The sequence below is a fragment of the Capillimicrobium parvum genome (assembly GCF_021172045.1).
Lineage (GTDB): Bacteria > Actinomycetota > Thermoleophilia > Solirubrobacterales > Solirubrobacteraceae > Capillimicrobium > Capillimicrobium parvum.
This window is the reverse complement of the sequence record NZ_CP087164.1, coordinates 5,073,556-5,093,174: the sequence shown is the minus strand read 5'-3', so window position 1 is coordinate 5,093,174 and position 19,619 is coordinate 5,073,556. Positions and strand designations below refer to the sequence as shown.

At 68.2% G+C, this 19,619-nt stretch carries 14 protein-coding genes; 7 read left to right on the top strand and 7 right to left on the bottom strand.

Annotation, left to right across the window (positions count from 1 at the left end):
• Window positions 1-47: 47 nt before the first annotated feature.
• Genes DSM104329_RS24820 through DSM104329_RS24805 form a run of 4 tightly spaced genes read right to left on the bottom strand, consistent with a single transcriptional unit; the run spans window position 48 to window position 14,171 of the window.
• Entirely contained in the window at window positions 48-2,228 is a 2,181-nt protein-coding gene (locus DSM104329_RS24820) for a UvrD-helicase domain-containing protein (protein ID WP_259312544.1), read from the bottom strand.
• Complete coding sequence (locus DSM104329_RS24815; RefSeq protein ID WP_259312543.1) at window positions 2,225-6,109, bottom strand: Eco57I restriction-modification methylase domain-containing protein; 3,885 nt, start codon at window positions 6,107-6,109, stop codon at window positions 2,225-2,227. The genes DSM104329_RS24820 and DSM104329_RS24815 overlap by 4 nt, the downstream gene beginning before the upstream one ends.
• The gene (locus tag DSM104329_RS24810) at window positions 6,109-8,964 is read right to left on the bottom strand and encodes a DEAD/DEAH box helicase (protein WP_259312542.1); all 2,856 of its coding nucleotides are present in this window, start codon (window positions 8,962-8,964) and stop codon (window positions 6,109-6,111) included. The genes DSM104329_RS24815 and DSM104329_RS24810 overlap by 1 nt, the downstream gene beginning before the upstream one ends.
• Window positions 8,964-14,171, bottom strand: a complete 5,208-nt coding sequence (locus DSM104329_RS24805) for a DEAD/DEAH box helicase (protein ID WP_259312541.1) — start codon at window positions 14,169-14,171, stop codon at window positions 8,964-8,966. Before DSM104329_RS24805 ends, DSM104329_RS24810 begins: the two co-directional genes overlap by 1 nt.
• 563 nt (window positions 14,172-14,734) lie before the next feature.
• On the opposite strand from DSM104329_RS24805, the gene DSM104329_RS24800 reads away from it, so the two are divergent.
• Together DSM104329_RS24800 and DSM104329_RS24795 are read left to right on the top strand one after the other, a co-directional pair.
• A complete protein-coding gene (locus DSM104329_RS24800) occupies window positions 14,735-14,932 on the top strand; it encodes a hypothetical protein (RefSeq protein WP_259312540.1) in 198 nt (65 codons plus the stop codon).
• An 80-nt stretch (window positions 14,933-15,012) separates the two neighbouring features.
• A complete protein-coding gene (locus tag DSM104329_RS24795; protein WP_259312539.1) occupies window positions 15,013-15,234 on the top strand; it encodes a hypothetical protein in 222 nt (73 codons plus the stop codon).
• Here the strand turns inward: DSM104329_RS24795 and DSM104329_RS24790 are convergent.
• Both DSM104329_RS24790 and DSM104329_RS24785 read right to left on the bottom strand, forming a co-directional pair.
• The gene (locus DSM104329_RS24790; RefSeq protein WP_259312538.1) at window positions 15,210-15,506 is read right to left on the bottom strand and encodes a hypothetical protein; all 297 of its coding nucleotides are present in this window, start codon (window positions 15,504-15,506) and stop codon (window positions 15,210-15,212) included. The genes DSM104329_RS24795 and DSM104329_RS24790 overlap by 25 nt on opposite strands.
• A 75-nt stretch (window positions 15,507-15,581) precedes the next feature.
• Window positions 15,582-16,280 carry a hypothetical protein gene (locus tag DSM104329_RS24785; RefSeq protein WP_259312537.1) on the bottom strand — a complete coding sequence of 233 codons (699 nt, stop codon included), beginning with the start codon at window positions 16,278-16,280 and terminating at the stop codon, window positions 15,582-15,584.
• A gap of 118 nt (window positions 16,281-16,398) precedes the next feature.
• Here DSM104329_RS24785 and DSM104329_RS24780 point away from each other — a divergent pair, with 118 nt between their 5' ends.
• The 3 genes from DSM104329_RS24780 (at window position 16,399) to DSM104329_RS24770 (ending at window position 18,418) form a co-directional block, all read left to right on the top strand.
• On the top strand, window positions 16,399-16,602 hold the full coding sequence (locus DSM104329_RS24780) for a hypothetical protein (RefSeq protein ID WP_259312536.1): 204 nt from the start codon (window positions 16,399-16,401) through the stop codon (window positions 16,600-16,602).
• A gap of 286 nt (window positions 16,603-16,888) precedes the next feature.
• Window positions 16,889-17,905 carry an IS110 family RNA-guided transposase gene (locus tag DSM104329_RS24775; RefSeq protein WP_259312535.1) on the top strand — a complete coding sequence of 339 codons (1,017 nt, stop codon included), beginning with the start codon at window positions 16,889-16,891 and terminating at the stop codon, window positions 17,903-17,905.
• A 9-nt stretch (window positions 17,906-17,914) separates the two neighbouring features.
• Window positions 17,915-18,418, top strand: a complete 504-nt coding sequence (locus DSM104329_RS24770) for a helix-turn-helix domain-containing protein (RefSeq protein WP_259312534.1) — start codon at window positions 17,915-17,917, stop codon at window positions 18,416-18,418.
• 30 nt (window positions 18,419-18,448) lie between these two features.
• On the opposite strand, the gene DSM104329_RS29235 is transcribed toward DSM104329_RS24770, so the two are convergent.
• Window positions 18,449-18,733 (bottom strand): C-terminal helicase domain-containing protein, encoded by a 285-nt coding sequence (locus tag DSM104329_RS29235; RefSeq protein ID WP_407655859.1) that lies wholly within the window; start codon window positions 18,731-18,733, stop codon window positions 18,449-18,451.
• Between DSM104329_RS29235 and DSM104329_RS24765 the strand changes: the two genes are divergently transcribed.
• Together DSM104329_RS24765 and DSM104329_RS24760 are read left to right on the top strand one after the other, a co-directional pair.
• Window positions 18,653-19,168, top strand: a complete 516-nt coding sequence (locus DSM104329_RS24765) for a helix-turn-helix domain-containing protein (protein WP_259312533.1) — start codon at window positions 18,653-18,655, stop codon at window positions 19,166-19,168. The two genes, DSM104329_RS29235 and DSM104329_RS24765, sit on opposite strands and share 81 nt — an antisense overlap.
• A complete protein-coding gene (locus DSM104329_RS24760) occupies window positions 19,165-19,560 on the top strand; it encodes a type II toxin-antitoxin system VapC family toxin (protein ID WP_259312532.1) in 396 nt (131 codons plus the stop codon). Before DSM104329_RS24765 ends, DSM104329_RS24760 begins: the two co-directional genes overlap by 4 nt.
• Window positions 19,561-19,619: the final 59 nt, after the last annotated feature.

The window sequence follows — 19,619 nt, the reverse complement described above, 5'->3', positions numbered from 1 at the left end:
CCGGACCTGGGGTCTGACAATACACCGTGATCCAGCGTGTCCGGGAGTCAGTACTCCCGGACGTCCATAGCCCAGGCAGCAGCATCGAGCCATTCGTGGGGAGGACCACCCGCTAGGAGCACGAGCCGATCACGCGCGCGGCTCATGCCGACGAAGAGCGTGCGCAGCTGCAGCGCGATGCGCTCCATCCGCTGCTCGTTGTCGAGCCCTGGCGGCACGAACCAGCGGGAGGGCCATTCGGATACCGCCATTCCCGGGATGAAGACTTCCTTGAACTCCAAACCCTTCGCGCGGTTGAAGGTGCCGACCAGCACGCCCTCCGCATGCTCGCCTTCGTAGCGATCGAGCGGGTGCCCCGCGATGCCGGCGCGGTCGAGCGCGCGTAGTGCCTCGTCGGCCTTTCGGTTCACGTCGACAAGCACCGCGACGTCGCCGGGGTCGACGCCAGAGTCGAGTCGTTCGGCCACCAGCGCACCGAGGAGCTCCAGCTCCTCGCCCGGGTTCCGGAGAACGTGGAGCTCAGCGGGCTCTCCGACCTTCAGCGGCTCTGGCTCTTCGCCCGTCGGTCGGAGCCCGACGTCCTCATCGAGGTCATCGAACTCCTGGCCCTCAATCACCGCCTTGGCAGCCGTCCACACCGACCACGTGTTGCGCCAGTTCGCCGTCAGCACGCGAGAACGGCCGACGATGTCGATGCCGAGTTCCCGAAGCGAGAATCCGCCCGGGTAGATCGACTGCTGCCCGTCGCCCACGATGAGGAAATGGCGGTGGTTGTCACTCTTGTCCAGGGCGAGCAGCAGGCGCATGCCGACAGCGCTCAGGTCCTGCGCCTCGTCGATGATGACACCGTCGAATCTCGGGCCGGCGCCCGCCTCTGCTAGCCGCAGTGCCTCCGCCCGCAGGTGCGCCCAGTCAAACGAACCGTCCTTGGCGAGCCGTGCGCGGTACTCCTCGTAGGCCGCGAAGACCTTCTCCCGGTCCGCACGACCGAGCGGGCTCCCGCCACCCCGTCGCCGAAGCGCGAAGTACGGGTCGAGTTCGTCGATGCCGCGCCCTGCCAGGAAGGCGTCGAACTCGTCGAGCAGCAGCTGCTCGTTCTCGCCGATTCGGTGGGCGAGCCCGTGACGCTTGATGAGTGGCGCGACGATCCTTCGGCGCCGGCTGTCATCGAGGATGTCGACCTGCGAATGCGCCGAGGCGACGATGCTTCGAGCGAGCATGTCGACATTCCGGATGTCCAGCCGCCGCAGCGCTTCCGGGTCGAGAAGCTCCATCAGCGAGCCCCACACTTTCGGAAGTGTCCTGAGGAACGTGGTGAGCAACACCCGGTCGGGGTCTTGGACGCGGCGGCGCGCGAGCACGCGCGCCCGATGCAAGGCAACGACGGTCTTACCGGTACCCGGACCGCCTCGCACCCGCGCTGGCCCTGTGAACGTTGCGTTCGCGATGCCCCGCTGAGAAGGGTGGAGATAGACCATCCAGTCCTCGATCGAGCGGTCGAGGAGCTTGCGGATCTGACCGGCTGTGGTCGTCGCCACGACTTCGGTCTCTGTAGCCGCCGCGGCGAGCCGGCTCTGGAGCTCCTGTTCCTCGATCTCCAGTTCCGCCACAGACGGCACCCGACCGGCAGCGAAGGTGTCGAAATGATGCTGCGGTCGCTCCCACAGATCAGCGAGCAGGAAGGCCAAGTCCACGTCGCCCAGTCGCTCCGCGAGCACCTCGGCGACGTCCACGCTCTGGGGCAGTGACCGCAGGAACGCAAGGACGTCGTCGTCGACGCCCTCGATGGCAAGCAGCATTCGATCCTCGAACGGGCTGAAGTTGTTCTGGCCGCTCGGCTTGGGGGCCTTTGCACGCTCGGTCCGCGCCGCGCGCGCCCGGGCGCCCTCGTCGGCGACGAGCGGAGCCGCGGACTCGATGACCGTGACGCCCCCGCCCTTGCGGGCGAGGCGCATCCGATCGAGCCGTTCGTAGATGTCCTTCCGCGGCCCAATGGCGGCGACGAGGAAGTCCTCTCCCGACGGGAAGAAGACGGCCCGCCAATCGCCGACACGCAGGCGCCAGGCACCTGTCGGCTTCTCCAGCTTTTTGAGGTTCAGCGAGACGGCCGGTGCCTCCAGCGACTGCTGCCCGAACCCGAGAGGTAGCTGCGCCAACGCCTCGACGACCGAGGCAGGCGGCTCATCGAGCGAGCGAGGCAGCGCCCGCTTGGCCAAGAGGACGCTCAAGCTGCTGCCGGCTCAGGCGGTCGAGACGTCGCCGACGCCGACGCGAGCGCGTCGTAGCTCTCCAAGACCAGGCGCCGGGTGAGGAATTCGTCGTGCAGCTTTTCCTCGTTCTCGCCAAGCACGCGGAAGGACGCGAGCACATGCTCGGTCTGCTCTCGCGACAACCCGGCGAGAAGGAAGAACGCGGCGTCAAGCTCGGCTTGGAGGTGGCGGCGGCGCCTTACATCCCACCCAAACGGCTGCCCCTGGTGCCCTGCGTCGCGCGCCAGAGGCCTCAGCACTCCAGTCGTAAAGATGAGCTCCAGGGCGCGAGGGTTCACCCATTCGCGCAGCGTCAGGGACCTGTCCCAGGGAGCAGTCTGTGCGAATTCCTGCGGTTCCGGGACCGGGAAGTGCTTCACCACAAACATCACCATCCGGCCCGTCGCAGTCCGACCCCGCGCGGCGTAATCCACCACCAGAGAGGACAGCGCCGCGAGGAGGCACGGGGCCAGCCCGGAATGTGCTGCCGGAATGTGCATGAGCGGAAACGTGTGGCCCGCGCCCCATACCGGCACGGCTGAGACGATGAACGTCCTTTCCGATGGACCGAGATCCCGCCATGCGAGCGCCCAGTCGCTCTCGCCTTTCCATGCGGCGCGAACAAGGCGTTCTTCAACCCAGTAGCGCGGACGGTTGACGTAGTCAGGATCCGTCAGTTGCTCGACCGTAGAAGGCGGAAGGACGCCCTTATTGGCCTGAGCTTGCGTCTGCCCTTCGTACGTTCCGAAGCGCGGATTCCAAAGCCAGGCCATCTTGCCCTCCAACAACGGGACAAACCGCTGCTCGTCGCGCGTCCAGACCTCGCCGTCCCGGTGAGCGCCCAACTCGTCGAGGTCATCCTCGGTACGAAAGAGCCCTGAGTCATTCGCCATGTGGAACATCGATTGAAACCTCACGCCCCACGGGTTGCGCTCGGGGGGCCCGTCGGTGACGAGGATCGGAAAGCGGCGATGAAGTGCGCGAATCACCTCAGCGTCCTTGGCGGACCGGAAGACGGGACAGGTGCGCGTGTTGGGGTTGATCGCGGCGACATCTTCGGCAGTCAACCGGAAGAGACGATCGGGGTCGCGCGCTGTCGCGGGTTGCCGATTGAAGAACGACAACTCGAACTCCTCCGGCCCTTCGCCACGCGAGGCGGCAGACAGCACGCAGAACTTCGTCTGATTGTGGACCGCGGGAAAGAGCTTCTCCTCGTTCTCGAATCCGTACACCGACGCGAGCCGTTGCGCATCGACGAGGTGCGAGAAGAACGCTTTCGTCGTGTCGTCGGTCACGATGCCGCCCTGGAGCACCATTCCAAACCGACCACCCTCGCGGACAATTGAGCTAGCTAGCTCTGCGAAGAGGGCGTAAGTGTTGACGTCCCCGACCCCTGTGAGCGGGTACACGCCGCTGCGGTGGAAGAAGTGGCTCAACGCTTCGTACCGGCGAAGCTCTTTGCGGTATCTACTGAGGAGCTCCGGGTCAGTCTCGGATAGCTCCGTTATCAGCTTCTCGCGCTTTGACTTGTTCGCGGCTGCGGCGATCTCCGGGGCGGGCACTGCGAAGAAGCGCTTATCTTGGAGCTTGACTCGACCCCATGGCGGGTTCCCGACGATGGCGTCGAACCCGCCATTGGCGACGAATACGCTCGGGAACTCGACCGCCCAGTGGAAGGGTCGGAACGCGGACGCCACATCCTGTACCGCTGAGTGCTCGTCTGCGGTCGCAACGCCGGCCCCGAGACGACGTACCATTCCGGTCGTGACTCGCTGTGAGCCCTGGTCCTTCGGTGCGAGGAACGCGCATGTCCAGCCATCGGCCGAAGACCGCAGTTGCTGTGCAACGTCCGAAGCCTCCAAGCGGCGAAACACCTGTTCGTGCTCACGTACCTCATGCAGCGACGCATCGGCCACACTGTCGAGAGCCATCGCAGCGTCTGCGAGCTCCTCGATCTGGGCCGAGACAGCATCTGCCATCGTCAGCTGACCCCTGCGCTCCGCGGCGTTCTGCGTCCTGATGGACTTCGTCACGTCCTTGTCGTCACCCAGGAGCGCCTTGTAAGCAGAGTCGGGGACTCCGTCGTCGACAAGACCCGGCGTCGTCCCGAGGAGGCTGTTGCCGGCTCGCAGGTGGGCGTCGAGGAAGGTCAGCGGTCTTCCTGGGACCATCGCCTCCAACCACAGCGAGACCTTGCACAGCTCGATCGCCATTGGGTTGACGTCGACGCCGTAGACGCAGCGCGAGATGACGTCTCGCAGCGCCTCGCGAAGGAGTGAGGGGCTGGGTTCAGATTCGCCGGCCCGTGCGGCCGCCAGGCGTTTTGAGATGCGGTGAGCAGCGGCAATCAGGAAATGGCCCGATCCGCAGGCGGGGTCGCAGACTTTGAGTTGCAGAAGCGCCGTCTCGGGGTCGTCGCTTTGCTCAGCGGCATCGAGCACAGGGTCAAGGGTCGAGTCGAGCAGGAGCGCGATGAGTCCCTGCGGCGTGTAGTGCGCGTCAGTGGTCTGGCGCTCGCTGCCGGGAGCAGCTAGTAGAGCGAAGGCTCCGCTGCCGACATCGAACTCAGCTTGGAGATCGAGAAGCGACTCGTACACCGAGCCGAGCTCCTCCGGCCCGAGATTGCGGAAGTCCACCGCACGCAGCACCTGCCCCTCCTCGACGTACGCCAGTTCGCGCAGCGCGTCAAGCAGGTACTCGTTCGAAAGGCGGGCCTCGGCGAGCGGCCCCACGGAGGTCGGATCCCACAGTGAGCTGCCGAGCGCGGGCAGGCCCAGTGCTTTGCAGCCGTCCTCGTGCAAGTAACCCATTACGAGCTTGAGCTGCTCATACAGGTCCGGATGAAGGCCGCCCCGCCGACGTCCCGCCAGCCGGCGCAGACGGGCCGTTGAGTAATGAGCGTCGTAGCGCGCGCGTGCTTGGCTGTCGTCGCCGACCAGCAGCACCTGACGATCCTCGGCGACGAAGAGGAACAGCAAGCGATACACAAGTCGCAGGAGAGCCCGGTAGTAGTCCTCTGGGCTCAGCTGTCCGTCGCGCAGGGCGCTCCGGAGAGCCGCGTTGTCGGCGCGCGCGAGAAAGCCGCTGCCGAGGGCTTGGATCGCGTTCTCGACACCATCGCGGAGGGTTTCGAGGGCGCGCGTGCCGTCATGCGCGGCCGCTTGCGTCCATCGCTCCAGCCAGCAGTCCGTTGGTGGGTCGGCCTCGACGCGGGATTGATGGCAGACGAGCCAAAGCACGGCGAAGTCCGCGTAGGCCTCGCTGTCGAACATCGCTTCGAGGTCGAACTCGACGTACGCCTGCCGCGTGAGCGTCACATTGTCGCGCAGCACGCGGAGCAGGAGCCCGTTCGTGACGAAGCCCCAGAGGCGCGATTCTGAGCGATTGAGGAGTTCCTGAATGAGGCTGTGCGGGCTCTGCGTCGCAGCCCCTTGAACCCCGGCCGAGCGGCGATCCAGCGGCGTGTTGCAGCCGACGAGGTGGATCGGGCTGTGGTGCCAGTGCGAGAAGACCGGATAGAGCTTGTCTTCAACCTGGACACCGCGCTCTTGGACGAGTCGGCCGTAGCCGAGTTCGTCGAACAGGACGTGCTGCCAGTGCTCGCGGGTGATGCGCGCGCCGGTCTCCGAGTCCGCGAGCTTTTCCCGCTCGGCGCTGAACGCGCTCCATGCGCCGCGCAGCCGGTTCCACGAACCCGTGATGCGTTCGTTGAGGCGCTCGTTGGGTGCGAGGTGATACGTCGACGTGCCGAGACCGTCGAGCTGAGAGTCGCCGTCGGCGACGCGCTGCAGCAGATCCGCCGGCAGCAGACCACCCTCGGTCCGAATCGTCTGAAAGAGGTCCTTCGAACGGAGCCGCATCAGTCACGCGCCTCGGGGACGAAGACGTAGAGGCCGAGCACGTCCACCGGCGTCTGTGCCCTCGCACTCGGGGTCCCGAGCGCCCTGGCGCTGTCGCGGACGCGGCGATGTGTGGCGAGGGTCTCCGCCGCCTGCTCTTCGGCAATGCGGTTGAGCTCTGGCTGGAGCCCACTGAGCGCCGCGACCGCGTTGGCCGCGAACTGGCGCTGCTGGTCGGGCGGGACATTCGTAGTTGGCTTCGCGAGCAGGAGCCCGTCAGCAGCAGCGTCGTCCAACCACTGCGGTGCGTCCGGGGAGCCCGTGTAGGCGAGTACTCGGCTGTCCTCCGCCAGGAGCTCGCGCGTGCCGGTTCGCGACTTCGTCGAGAGGTGGATGCGGAGCCGCAGAAGCAGCAGCGTGGTCCGGCGCTCAACTGCGTCCGTTCGCATCACACCGCAGCGCGCGGCGATGCCGGGGACATGAGGGTCGAGCGCAGTGTCCAGCGTGTGAGCGGCGATCGCGTCGACGATCGGATGGGTCCGGTCCAGCAGCAGAGCTCCGGACCGAGCGATCTCGAAACGGTCCTTTACGGCTGCGGAGCCGATCATGTCACGCAGTCCACGAGGTACCTCGTCGAGCTGCGCCTCCAGCCGGCCCCCCGCGTGCTCGACGACGATGCCGCCGTTGGCGCGGATGGCGTCAGTGACGAACCGCTGCACCTCGACGCCCGACCCGATCGCGGTCTGCACCGCTTCGAGCTCGCGCTGCACCTCGTCGACCTTGATCGTGCGCTGGGCGAACATGGTCCGGGAGCGGCGCTCGCGTTCCATGGCCGAATCCCAGTCCTCGTGAAACTCGCGCCGGCGCTCCTCGGCGACGGTGTCGATCAGCGTGAGCTGCTCAAAGATCGACTCGTCGTCGCGACCGCGCAGGATGAGGTCTTCGAGGATGGCCTCCCCCACCTTCGCCGAGTCGACCGGAACGGGAACCGAGATACCAAGGCTGTCGCGGATCGTTCGATGCTTCTCAAGCAGCACCTTGATGACCGCTCCGTCGACAGGACTGTTGGAGCCGTAGAACGTGATGACCCGGACTTCGGGCGCGGTCTGGCCATAGCGGTCAACGCGGCCTTCTCGCTGCTCGTGGCGCGTGGGGTTCCAGGCGAGGTCGTAGTGCACGACCGCGTCGAACGGGTCCTGCAAGTTGATGCCTTCGCTCAGGCAGTCGGTTGCCACGAGGACCCGCTTCTCGTGCTGGCTGAGTTTCTCGATGCGCTGCTCGCGTTCCGCGGGTGCCAGACGGCCGGTGACGGCCATGACTTCGACGTTGCGCCCCAGCGCCGGACGAAGGTGCTCGGCCAAGTACTCGGCGGTGTCGATAAACCGGCAGAAGATGATCGGTGCGAAGCCGTCCGCGACGAGCTTCTTGACGAGCTTCGTGGCCTCGGCCAGCTTGGGGTCCCGATCGGCTTGCAGTGCCTCGGCGGCGCGGGCCAGATCGAGCAGTCGGCGACGATCGGGGTGCAGGCGCTCGCCGACGTCTCCGGCTTCGTCGGGCTCGCCGGCGGCAAGCACGCCCGGCGTCGTGTCGAGGCTCTCAGCGTCCTCGTCGCCTGATTCGTCCAGTACGGAGCGGCGCCCTAGCTCATCGGCCTCCTCCACGGTGGCCGCGGCAATGTTGTCGGCGCGGTTGCGCAGTGTGGCGGCCGCCGCGGCCGGGCTAGACCCGATGGCTCGCAGCAGCGCGAGCGCGGACCACCAGCGCACGCGCTGGCGGCGTTTGTCGCCGGACTCGTCCTGGATCGCCTCGCGCGCCCAGTGAAGGGCGTCGTCGAAGAGCCTCTTGAACTCGGGGGTGAGTTCGTAGGTGTGGTCTCGCGAGAGTCGGTCGGGGAACGGCGTGTCGACGAGGTACTCGCGGATGTCAGCGCGGCGCCGTTGGACCAGATGATCGGCGACCTTGCGTCGATCGGCCTCACGCTCGGCCCCCGAGAGGTCCTCTGGCAGCTGGCCAAGTTCCTCGTCGAGGATGCCGAGCAGCGAGCGAAAGGCATCCTCCTTGCCGCTGTGGGGCGTCGCGGTCACGAGCACGAGGTGCCGGTCGGGGTCCGCAGCGAGGCGCCGTAGGAGCTCATGGCGCTGGTGGCGGCCTGCGCTGCGCGCACCGAATGCGAACGTGTGCGCCTCGTCGACGATCACAAGCTCTGGACAGGCGCGGACGAAGTCCTCGCGGTGGCGGTCGCTCTTGATGTAGTCGGTCGAGACGATCACCTGCGGGTACGCCTCAAACAGGGACTCGTTGAGCTTGAGCCCTCGCTCCAGCCGCCTCGCCGTCGAGGGCAGCACAAGCTCGGGTGACAGGTGGAACTTCGACCGGAGTTCCTGCTGCCATTGCTCGGCGAGATGGGGCGGGCACAGGACGCAGAGCCGCTGGACGTCACCGCGATCGAGGAGTTCGCGGGCGATCAGGGCCGCTTCGATGGTCTTGCCGATGCCGACGTCGTCGGCGATGAGCAGGCGGACCGGGTCCTGCTTGAGCGCCATCAGGAGTGGCACCAGTTGGTAGGGGCGAGGCTCGACGGCGAGGCGGCCAAAGCTGCGAAACGGTCCCGACGAGGAGCGGAAGCCGAGCTTCAGGGCATCGCGGAGCATCCGAGCGCTGCGGGCGTCCCCGACGACCTCGGGGTCTGGTGGCGGGAAGCTGGCCGGCTCGATGGTCTCCAGGGCCGGGAGGATCCCGGCGATCTCCTCGTCGGTGGCGCCGAGCGGCCGGAGGATCAGCAGGTCGTCTTCGGACTCGGGCAGGACGACCCATTCGCGTCCGCGGGCCCGGACGAGCGAGCCGACCTGAAACGCGGAAGTGGTGTCAACGCTCATCAGTTCTTGCGCCCGAAGGTGCTCGGGTTGGCGTCGAGGATCGTGCCCCATCCGTCCTGCTCGTCGTAGCGGAAGGCGAGCACCGTGTATCCGAGGTCAGCGAGGTTCTCCCGGGCCGTCGCATCCTTGGCGGCGATGTGGTCGGAGTCGTGGAGTGGTCCGTCGACGAACACCACGACCATCTCATCCTCGTAGGTGAAATCCGGACGGGCCTGTGCCCGCGCCACGAGTCGCTGGGCGTGAGACGGGAGCTTGCGGCCCTGAGCGACGAGCAGGTCGAGGAATGCCTGCTCAAGCGACGACTGCGACAGCCGCCGGAGCCCCTCAAGATGCCCGTTGCTCGGGGGCGGAGGCGCGTCAGCCTGTACCTCGGCGGCTGCCAGAGCGCGAAGCACATCGACCACACGCTGGCGGTCGAGGAACCGATGGTCGCGCTGATTCCCGTAGCTGAGCAGGCAGTCGTAGCAGGCCGCCTCGCACGGTTCGCTGGCACCGCTCGCACGGCCGCGATCCACACCGGAGTCGGGGTCGAAGTGGCAGATGTCCAGCGCGGCGCGCGCGACCTCCGCAAGCCGGCCGGGGTCGAGAAGACGGCGCAGCACTCCGGCGCCGCCCTCGGCGGACTCGAAGAACAGCACGAGGCGCCTCGTCTTCGCGTCGGGGAGAGGCTCGACCGCGAGCTCCTGGTCTTCGAGCTGGAAGACAGCCTGAATCCCGCGCTTGAGTGCCGCCTGCAGGGACGCCACGACTTCGAGCTCCAGCGGCTCCTGCGGCTCGATTACGAGACAGTTGCGGCGATCCTCGACGAACGGGATGACCCGCTTGAGATCGGCGGCGTCCTTGTTGGGGTCGTCGGAATCGGGCAGCGGTGCCTGGCTATTGCTCTCCCACCGTCCGTTCTTGAGGTTCAGACCGAAGCCGTGAACCTCCTTCTCGGCGCGCCTTGCCCAACCGAGGTTGACGCGCCACAAGGTTGCGGCCGCTCCATATTCGATGCGGGCGAGCGGATTGCCGTCGACGTCGAGCACCTGCCCCTCGCGGTGTCCCGACGTCGGGTCGAACCGGACGCCTGTGCGGACCTCGTAGCCCTGGCGTTGCCGTTCTTCCTCGTCGGAGGAGATCCGGTCGCGGCGGCGCGTCTGCACGTTCTGCAGACGCAGGAGTTCGGTGAGCGCGAGCGAGAGCTCGTGTCCGCAGCGTTCGCAGACGTCCGGTCCGCCGCCGTCCTCGATCTCGTGCAGGTACCCACACAGGTCGCACAGCTTGGCGCGGGCGAACGGCACTCCCTCTTCGCCGGCCGGCGGGAGGATCACCTGGTGGACCTCGTAGCGAGCGCCCTCGTGGTAAATGATGCTCCGAGGGCCGAACTCGGTGATCGCGAGGAAGCGCGGCCGCGACAGGAACTCGTCGTCGGTCCCCTTGAGGCGGCGCCCGGGGATGTAGGCCGAGAGCGGGAGCCGCGGGAAGTTGTAGCCCGGAAGGAATCCCTCGCTAGCGAGGTAGCGGTAGCTGTAGAAGTCCGACTGAAAGCTCGGCCCGGTGTCGGCGCGCAGGAGATCGAGCTGAGAGACCGCCTCGGCGATACGTCGCTTCGCCTCCGTCTTGGATTTGAAGGTCGAGGACGCGTCCTTCAGGACGGCGTTCTGGGCATCGAGCGATGCGAGCGCGGCACGGTAGAGCTCGCGCCAGCGGTCGCAGGCCTGGTCGAAGTTCGGCTCGACGAGACCGAGTACGCCGTCGAGCCAGCGCACGTGGAACCAGTCGGCGTCCGACAGCTCGTCCGAGAGCCCTTCGAGCACGGCTTTCGCGCGCTGGCGGGCGCGGTCGCGCGCTGCCGGGTTCGAGATCTTGTCGCGGACCTCGTCACGAAGTTCGAGCGACGGCGGACTGCCGTCGACATCCAGCAGGTCCGAGAGGGACTTCTTGAGCTTCAGGTCCGTCTCGCCGAGCCAGATCGCGTGCACGTGCGCACGGATGAGGTCCTCGTTCGCGAGGTCGAGTGACGGCGGCGCGACCTGCCCGGAGACCATGAGCTCGGGCCGGCGGAAGAAGAACTGGTCGTGACTGTTCCAGCTCGAACAGAACGTGTACACGAGTGCCGGCTGTCCGCTACGGCCGGCGCGACCGGACCGCTGGGCGTAGTTCGCCGGTGTCGGCGGGACGTTGCGCAGATTGACGACGTTCAGCGACGCGATGTCGACGCCGAGCTCCATCGTCGGCGAACAGAAGAGGACCGGGAGCTCTCCGGAGCGGAAGTCGTCCTCGCGCTTTTCACGGAGCCCCGCTGGCACCTGAGCGGTGTGCTCGCGCGCCTCGATGCCCCGCCCCTCCGTCGCGACCATGTTGCGGTACAGGTCCACGAAGAAGGGGTTCGTCTTCCCACCCTCCTTTGACTGCGCCGGCTTGCGAAGCTCGTCATGGAAGGGCGTGGTGCCGTCACCGGCGTTCCACCGCAGCGCTGCCGCCGACACCTGGTAGGCGGGAACGCCGTCTTCACCTGTCGGTTCGGCGACGCGCTCGACGAGGCCGTAGACCGCGAGTGCTTCGAGCAGCCCGGCGATGACTCGTGCCGTGTCGTCGAGCGTCATCGGGTGCTGGAGCAGCGGGAAGACGCCCGGGCGCCGGAGGAAGCGGCCGAAGGACCCGCGCGGCGACATGAACACCGCGGTTCGGTCCTCGCCGAGGCCGCTTCGGGGCCGCGGATAGGCGACACTGGAGAACGTCGGGCGCTCCTGTTCATCGAACGCCCACCGGATCTGGAGGTGCTGGTTGGAGGCCGCCTTCAGCTGCTCTTGGAGTTCGCGATCGAGCGGGTCGGCCTTGATGGCGAGCTCGCGGCGCAGATAGTCCAAGAGCACCCTGGCGGCGCGGAGCCGGTGTGCCGGCTCTGCGCTCGCGAGCGCTGGATGCGCCTCGCGCTCATCGACGTCATCCGAGAACCACGCGGGAAGGTCCTTCGTCCACTCGTCCTCGTCTGCAGCGCAGTCCTCCAGATGCGCGTAACGCATCACGATCAGGCCGGCCTGTTCGAGGTTGGGCGACGTGATGCGCCACCGCTGTTGGTCTGTGTAGAGGCGGTAGGCGAGCACATCTCGCATCGCCTTGTCGGTGGCGAGCTTCGCGCCGCCCTTGAGACCGGGATTGGACGCGTACTCGGACGGGTCGAGCCCGAGCTCTTCGAACGTGCGCTGCGCGACGGTCAAGTAGTCGAGGCCGTCCTCGCCCGCCTTCACTGCGGCGCGGTAGAGCGCCGAACGCACGAGGCCGACCTGGACGAAGTCATTGAAGTGGCCGGCCTGCAGCGAGGCGTCCTGGCGGTTGTCGCTGAAACTGAGGAGCTTCTGCTGCTCGCTGGGGAGACCTGACTTCTCGCGCAGATGGCGGACCGCTGAAACGCCGAGAATCGTCGTCGAGGTGCTCCGCCCACCCGCACCGAGCGTGGCCAACTTGACGAAGTCGCCCGTCCGGGGACCGTAGGCGACGCCACAGTTCAGGCAAAAGCGCAGCGGAGCGCCAACGAATACGCCGGTGAGTCCGTTCGTCGAGCGCCGGCCGAGCCGATCGACGGTCACCTCGCTCGGGAGGTTCTTGCGCTGGCTCGACTTCACACGTCGAGTACCGACCTCCAGCCAGTCGGGCGGAAGGCGATCCAGCTGGTCGGCGAGCTCCGCCGGCCAGGGATTCTCCGTGGAGAAATAGAGGAAGCCGTTGCGCTCTCCCGGACCGAACGCGGCGTCGTTGAGTTCACGTCCCTCGTACGCACGATCCTCACCGCTGAAGCCCTCGCGCACGCTGTAGTACTCCTGCCCGCACTCGCGGCAGAAGACGAGCGGCAGGAGGAGCGCCTCGCGGCCCGCCCCGGGGACGTACTGCTGGCCACTCATCGAGATGGCACGCGCGTCTTCCGCCTCAAGCGAGGCCGCCACACTTGCGCCTCCGCTGAAGAACTGATGCAGACGGAATGCGAAGGTCGGCAGGTCGCTCGGACCGTCGATCGCGACGGCGGCCATGAGGGTGCGACGGATGGTCTCCTCGCAGGCGTCCTCGGGGGCCCCGGTTACTTCGGCCAGCATCGCGGAGGCGCTATCCGGCCCCTTGAGGGGTCGCGGTGGACAACGCACGAGGCGGCCGTCGTCGTCGCTCGGGCGCACGCCGACCGTGCGCTCGATCCATCGGGCAACGGGATCGGCGACGAAGCTGTCGAAGTCGTTGGGCGGCTCCTGTCCGATGCGGGCAGTCAGTTCCCTGCGAAACGCCTGTTCTGTGAGGTTGGCCGGCGCGGTCGCCGCGCTCAGGGTTTCGCCGATGACGTGCGCTGGGTCGACGGTGGTCCCGAGGAGCCGGGAAGCGACCTTCGCGACCTCCGTGCGCTGCTCGGCGTAGGTTCCGGGGCCGGCGAGCGTTGCCGATGTGCCGACGATCTGGAGGTCCGGAGCGCGGCAGGCTTCGCGCAGGCGGCGAACCAGCAGAGCCACGTCCGCGCCCTGACGACCGCGGTAGGTGTGCAGCTCGTCCAGCGCAAGGAACGCGAGGCCCTCGGCGGCATCCACCAGCGGCCGGTCATCCGGCCTGGTGAGGATGTACTCCAGCATCACGTAGTTGGTCAGGAGGATGTCCGGCGGGTTGGCGCGGATCGCCTGCCGCTCGTCGTCGGACTCCTGTCCCGTGTAACGCCGGAACGAGACCGGGCCGCGGCCACCCGGAAACCCTTCGCAAAGGAACTTCTGGAGCTCGCCTTCCTGGCTGTTGGCCAGCGCGTTCATCGGATAGACGACGATCGCCTTCAGTCGCCCGTCTCGCGGTCCCAATCTCAGCACGCGGTCGACGATCGGCACGATGTACGCCAGCGACTTGCCGGAGCCGGTGCCCGTGGTCAGGACGTAGGTGTGCCCGTCACGCGCAACCCGAATGGCCTCGGCCTGATGGCGGTGGAAGCGCAGACCCCGGCCTCCGGTCCTCCCGGTCTTACCGACGCGAAAGATGCCGCCGCACTGCTCGTGCAGGACGCCCTCCGCCACGAGTTCGTCGACGAGGCCGCCCTCCTCGAACGCTGGATTCAGCTGGAGCGGAGGTTCCGGCCAGAGGGCCCCGCGCTGGACCTCGGCCTCCACGTGCTCGCGAATGCGGTCGTCGCGGATGGCGAAGAAGCTCTCGGCATAGCGACCGTAGTCGGCGACGAGCTGATCTCTGAGTGCGAAAACGTCCAAGGGACCTCTATCGGCGGGCATCCTGGCCCACTTCGGGTGTCGGCGCAACTCAATCTGGTCTGACAATGCACCGAAGACAGTGCGCGAGACGGATATCTTCCTCGTGCCGGCTACATCGACGATGTCTGCTCGTTCGCCTGGATGCAGCTGCTGCGCCACCAGCCGCGCCGGGAGACCGGGTTCGCCTGGATGGACGGTGGCCAAGCGCGAGGCGTGGCGACTGGACCGCGCCGACCGCTGCGAGGACCGCGACGTCGACGGCGACCTGGACGCCCGGGTACCCGACCCGCGCGACGTCGCCAGCGACCGTGAGGCGCTTGCCAACGTCCTGGACCAGGTGGAGCGGTTGCATCCGCGCCGCCGCCAGATGCTGATGGAGCACGCCAGCGGCCACACCTTCGACGAGATCGCGGCCCGTCACGGGATCAACCGCTCGCGGGCGTGCGCGCTCGTCTACAAAGCGCCTGCAGCTCGCCGAGATGGTCGGCGACCCAGACGTGTGATCCGCGTCCAAATCGAGCGGCGTCGGGGTGAGCCGCCGGCCTCCCGCCCCTACGAGCGACATGACCATGCTCCTGACGCGGCGCGGGCACGCGCTGGCCGTCGTCGGCGCCCGCCGCTACTCCCTGGCGCCCAGACTCGACCAGCGGATGGAGGACGACCCCGAACGGCGAACCCTTGTCGCCCTGTGCCGGCTGCTGACCGGAACGGACCCAGCCCTTCCCGCACTCGATCCGTCTCTGCAACCGTGGCCGAACTGACCCCAGCGCCGCGATCGCCGACCACCACCGCGACTTCATCGCTTGAACGGCGATAGGAAGGCACAGACCAGATGCACTGTGTGCGTCTGCGACAGCGATCGTCGCAGTCATCTCCGGCGGCCTCGTTCCTCGAAGACGCGTCCGGCGCGGACGACGGCTTCGCCGAAGGCGATCTCGACCCGGGCGTCTTGGTGCTGGCCGGTGTCGAGCTGGTCGCGCCAGACGCTGAGCGCGGCGAGCTGCTCGTGGGCGAGCCGGTCGTCGTCGCTGAGGCTGGTCAGCGCGCGCAGGTCGCGGGGTAGCGCTCCAGCAGCGCGGTGATCGCGCCCGCGCGCTGCCGGGTGGGCAGCCACAACGGCAGGCCCGCGGGCTCACCGTCGCGGCTGGAGCGGGGGGTAGGTTTGAGGATCGCGCCGGCTTCCTCCAATCCATCGAGGATGAGTCGCCCTGCGGTCGTGGCTTCTGGCACGCCGAGCTGCGCGGCGAGGGCCTGCAGCGCGGCACGCTCGCCGACGCTCAGGCTGACAGCAACGCGCTGGGTGCGCGGGTCGCGCCCGTTGCGCGGGCGCCTCATTCGATCTCCACGCCCGGATGGGGCCCGCGCGACATGGACGGCTCCCGCGCGGGGGTGTCGCGGTCGATACCGGGTTCACGCGTCGGATAGGCCAGCGATGGGATCTGGGCGCGGCTGAGACGCATCCGGGCGGCAAGCTGGTCGACACGCGCGGCGTCGTGCTCGGAGTCCAGCTCGTCGCGCGCGACATGCCACTCCATGCCCCCGCGCGCGGGAAGCCTGGACGTAGGCCGACTCGCGTGAGGTCTGCCAGCCGCCGGTCACGGCGATCGCGCGCTCGACTGTCGCGCCCTGTTGGCGGTAGACGTGGCTGGCGTAGCCGAGCGCGACGGCGTCGATGTGCTCGTCCGCAACGGTTACGTGGCGGCCGGAGCCGTCCAGCCGCACGTGCAGCTGTTGGCGCTGCTCGTCGACCTGGGTGACGCTGCCGCGCACGCCGTTCTCCACCCTCGCTTGGCCGGGGACGGGTTGGGACCGCGTCCAGATCACGCGGTCGCCCTCACGGACGGCGGGCCCGGCTTCGGGCAGCTGGACGCAGCGGTCTGAAAGTTCGCCGGCCTGGAGCCGCAGATGCTGGACGCGCAGGTTGAGCGCCTCGACCTCGTGGTTGCTGGCGTCCGTCATCAGCGCGACCTGCCCGTAGCCGCACTCACGGGCGAGATCGACGTAGCGACGGGCGGCCGTGTCGACCGCTTCCGTACGCGTGGGCGCGAAGCGCAGGTCGCCGCGGTCACGGTAGTGGGCCATCGCCAGCGCGGGGTCGCCGTCGCGCAACGCGCGCCACGCTGCCTGCTCGGCGGGGTCCGGGGACCTGCGTGGGCCTGATGAGACCGACGACCGGGTGAGACGCATCCCGGCCGGTACGCTTCCGACCATGGCCACGGCTACGTCCGTGGAGATCGATAGCGAACTACTCGGTCGGCTTCGCGCACGCGATCCCGGGAACGGCGATCGGGCGCTGTCGGAGGAGTTGGCGCGGATGAAGTTAGGCGTAGAGGCGCTGCGGGAGAGTCAGCGACGCAACGCGGTCGACGAGGACGAGGTGATGGCGCAGGCCGTAGAGGCCGTCCGCGAGATCCGCGCCGGGCGGGTCTGAGATCACGTCTCGCGTTGCTTTGAGTTCGTGGCACAGTTTTTCCAAGCCGATGCTAGTCTCGACTGAGTGTCACGCTCGGGTTGCCGGGTGGTGATGTCCGACTCGTCGGGTGTGGTCCGGGCCGGCGGCGAGCTGACTCTTAGTCTCGATGTCGGCCAGTGGTCTGACCTTCATGCGTTGTGTCGCTCGCCGCCGGTTCGGGATCACCGGCGTGACTTGATAGGAGCGTGGCACCGCCCCGACTCAGGCGTGTCCGCCGGAGGTCCTCCTTCAGTGGACAAGGTCGATGAAGGGAGACGGTGCAGATGATCGTGATCGGCGCGGACCCACACAAGAAGTCGCACACGCCGGCAGCGAGCGGGCGCTGTGTTGGGCCAGGCGCCTGGGCGGCGAGCGGGTGTGGGCGATCGAGGACTGCCGGCACGTCTCAGGGCGCCTGGAAGAGGCACTGATCGTCACGGGCGAGCGAGTCGTGCGGGTTGCGCCCAAGCTGATGGCCGGCGCCAGGCGCGGCGGACGCGAGCGTGGCAAGAGTGACCCGATCGACGCGTTGGCGGTCGCCAGAGCGGCGTTGCGCGAGGGCATCGAGACGCTGCCGATGGCCGAGCTCGAGGGTCAATCACTGGAGCTGCGGCTGCTGCTCGACCACCGCGAGGACATCGTCGCCCAGCGCTCTGATGAGCAGCGGCGGTTGCGCTGGCATCTGCACGCGCTGCAGCTCGGCGATGACGTCCCGGTCGGGGCGCTGGATCGCAAGGTCTGGATCGATCGCGTCGCTCGTCGCCTGGCGCGCCAGCCTCAGGACGCGCGCGTCAGGATCGCGCGCGAGCTGCTGCGCTCGATCGCGGTCAAGACCCGCCAAGCCCGACAGCTCGAACGCGAGATCGCCGTCCTCGTCGCCGATCAGGCGCCCCAGCTGCTCGACCAGCCCGGCTGCGGGCCGCTGACCGCCGCCAAGCTCGTCGGCGAGATCGCCGGCCCCGGGCGATTCGCATCAGACGCCAAGCTCGCCCGGATGGCCGGCGTCGCCCCGATCCCAGCCTCCAGCGGCCGCCGCGACCGTCACCGCCTCGACCGCGGCGGCAACCGCCAGCTCAACTGCGCCCTGCACCGCTGGGCCGTCACCGCCGGCCGAGTCGACCCCGCCACCCGCGACTACCTCGCCCGCAAACAAGCCGAAGGCAAAACCCGAATGGAAGCCCTACGCAGCCTCAAGCGCCACCTCGCCCGCCGCGCCTGGCGCCTCCTCAACCAGCCCACCCCGACCGCGACGCCCCTTGACACGGCGCTCGCCTTGACATAGGAGCAACGTGTGACCCGAGGGACCGGCACGTCGACCGATCATGTTCTCGGCGCGCCGCGTGGGGCGCGTCGGGCGCCGCATCCGCGATCGCGTGAGGCGGACGCGAGCCGTGAGGCGCTGAGCCAGTTCGATCGTCTGCGCGACATCGCGGCCCGGACGACGGACGAGGCCACGGCCGACGAGTTGGACGGCGAGGCCTGGGGGCTGGTCGATCGTCAGGGGCCGGTGCGTCTGAGCTTCGCGGCCGAGGCGCTCGGTGTCTCCGACACGGCGGTGCGCACGTGGATCGACGAGGGGGCGCTAGACGAGGTCGAGGGCGAGCGGGGGCCGCGCCGCGTCACGTTCGCCAGCGTCGTGGAGCTGCGCGAGATTCTCGACGAGCTGCGGGCGGCGGCCCAGGATCGCAACCTCCTGTCAGCGGCGGTGCGCCGGTTGGAAGGTGAGTCGCTTGGCGGCAGCGAGCGGTTGGCCGAGTCGACTCGTCGGATGCGTAGCGGCACGCGCGCCACGTAGTGCCGTCTAACCGACGGTTCGACGTTTGGCTCACGCCGATCGGCGCCGAGGATCTCGATCTGCTGCCCGCCCGTGCGCGACGGCTCGCCGAGCAAGGGATGTGCGAGATGGAATCCCACGGGTGCCGAGCTGCAGGTTGCGTCCCTCGCCGCCGGCCTCGGTGCTCAGCAGGATCGACGCCCCGTCCGCGAAGGACGCGATGGCGGCGTCCTTCTCGGTGCGGGCGAGGCCTCCGTGGTAGCGCACGACGGCCAGGGCGTGCTCGGCCGCGCGCTGGGCGAGGTGGTCCAGGGTGCGCCGGAACGCGGTAAACACGATCACCTTCTCGCTCCGCTCGTGGTGGCGGCGGAGGATCTGCAGCAGCGCCCGCGCCCTGCCGAGGCCGAAGCGGCTGCGGCCTGGGCAGCCAGATCGCTCCAGGCGCTTGGCTTACCACGGGGCGTTCCTGGTGACGCGAGCGCGCTCTGCGCTATCCGGGAGGTTCCGTACCATGGCGCCATGTTGAGCGTCGCGGAAGCTGCCGAGCGGGTCGGGCGCAGTCCGGAGACCGTACGCCGCTGGATCCGGATGGGCCGGCTGCCGGCGGTCACCGAACACGGCCGGCACGGCATCGAACCTGCCGACCTCGACAGCATCCGGGACGACCTGTACCCGATGCTCGAGATACCTGACGAGTGGCGGGTGCTCGATGACGGCTCCCCGGCGCCGAACTGGGTGGCGGCGATTGAGCTGACGCGTCGCGGCCGGTGAGGCTGGTCGTTGACGCCAGCGTGGCGGTCGCGGCGACCGCCACCCGGCTCGGCTTCGAACGACTTCGCGCCTTCGAGCTCGTCGCTCCCGCGTTGCTCTGGATCGAATCGGTATCCGTCCTGCACGCCCTGCTGTGGCGGGGTGAGCTGGGTCGTGAGCAGGCCTCCGCGATGCGAGACCGTCTGTCCGTCGCGCCCGTGCAGCGGTTGGAACCTGACGGGTTGTCGGACGCCGCGTGGGCCGTCGCGGACGACATGGGCTGGGCGAAGACCTACGACGCGAACTACGTCGCGCTCGCGCACATGCTCGGATGCCGCCTGGTGACCCTCGATGCGCGACTCCGGCGAGGAACGTCCCGGCTGGGCTTCGTCGTCGGCCCGACCGAGCTCTGACCGCGAGACGGGTGGGCGGGCGAGAGCGTCCTGATCCTCGCGGGAACCGGACGGGAACA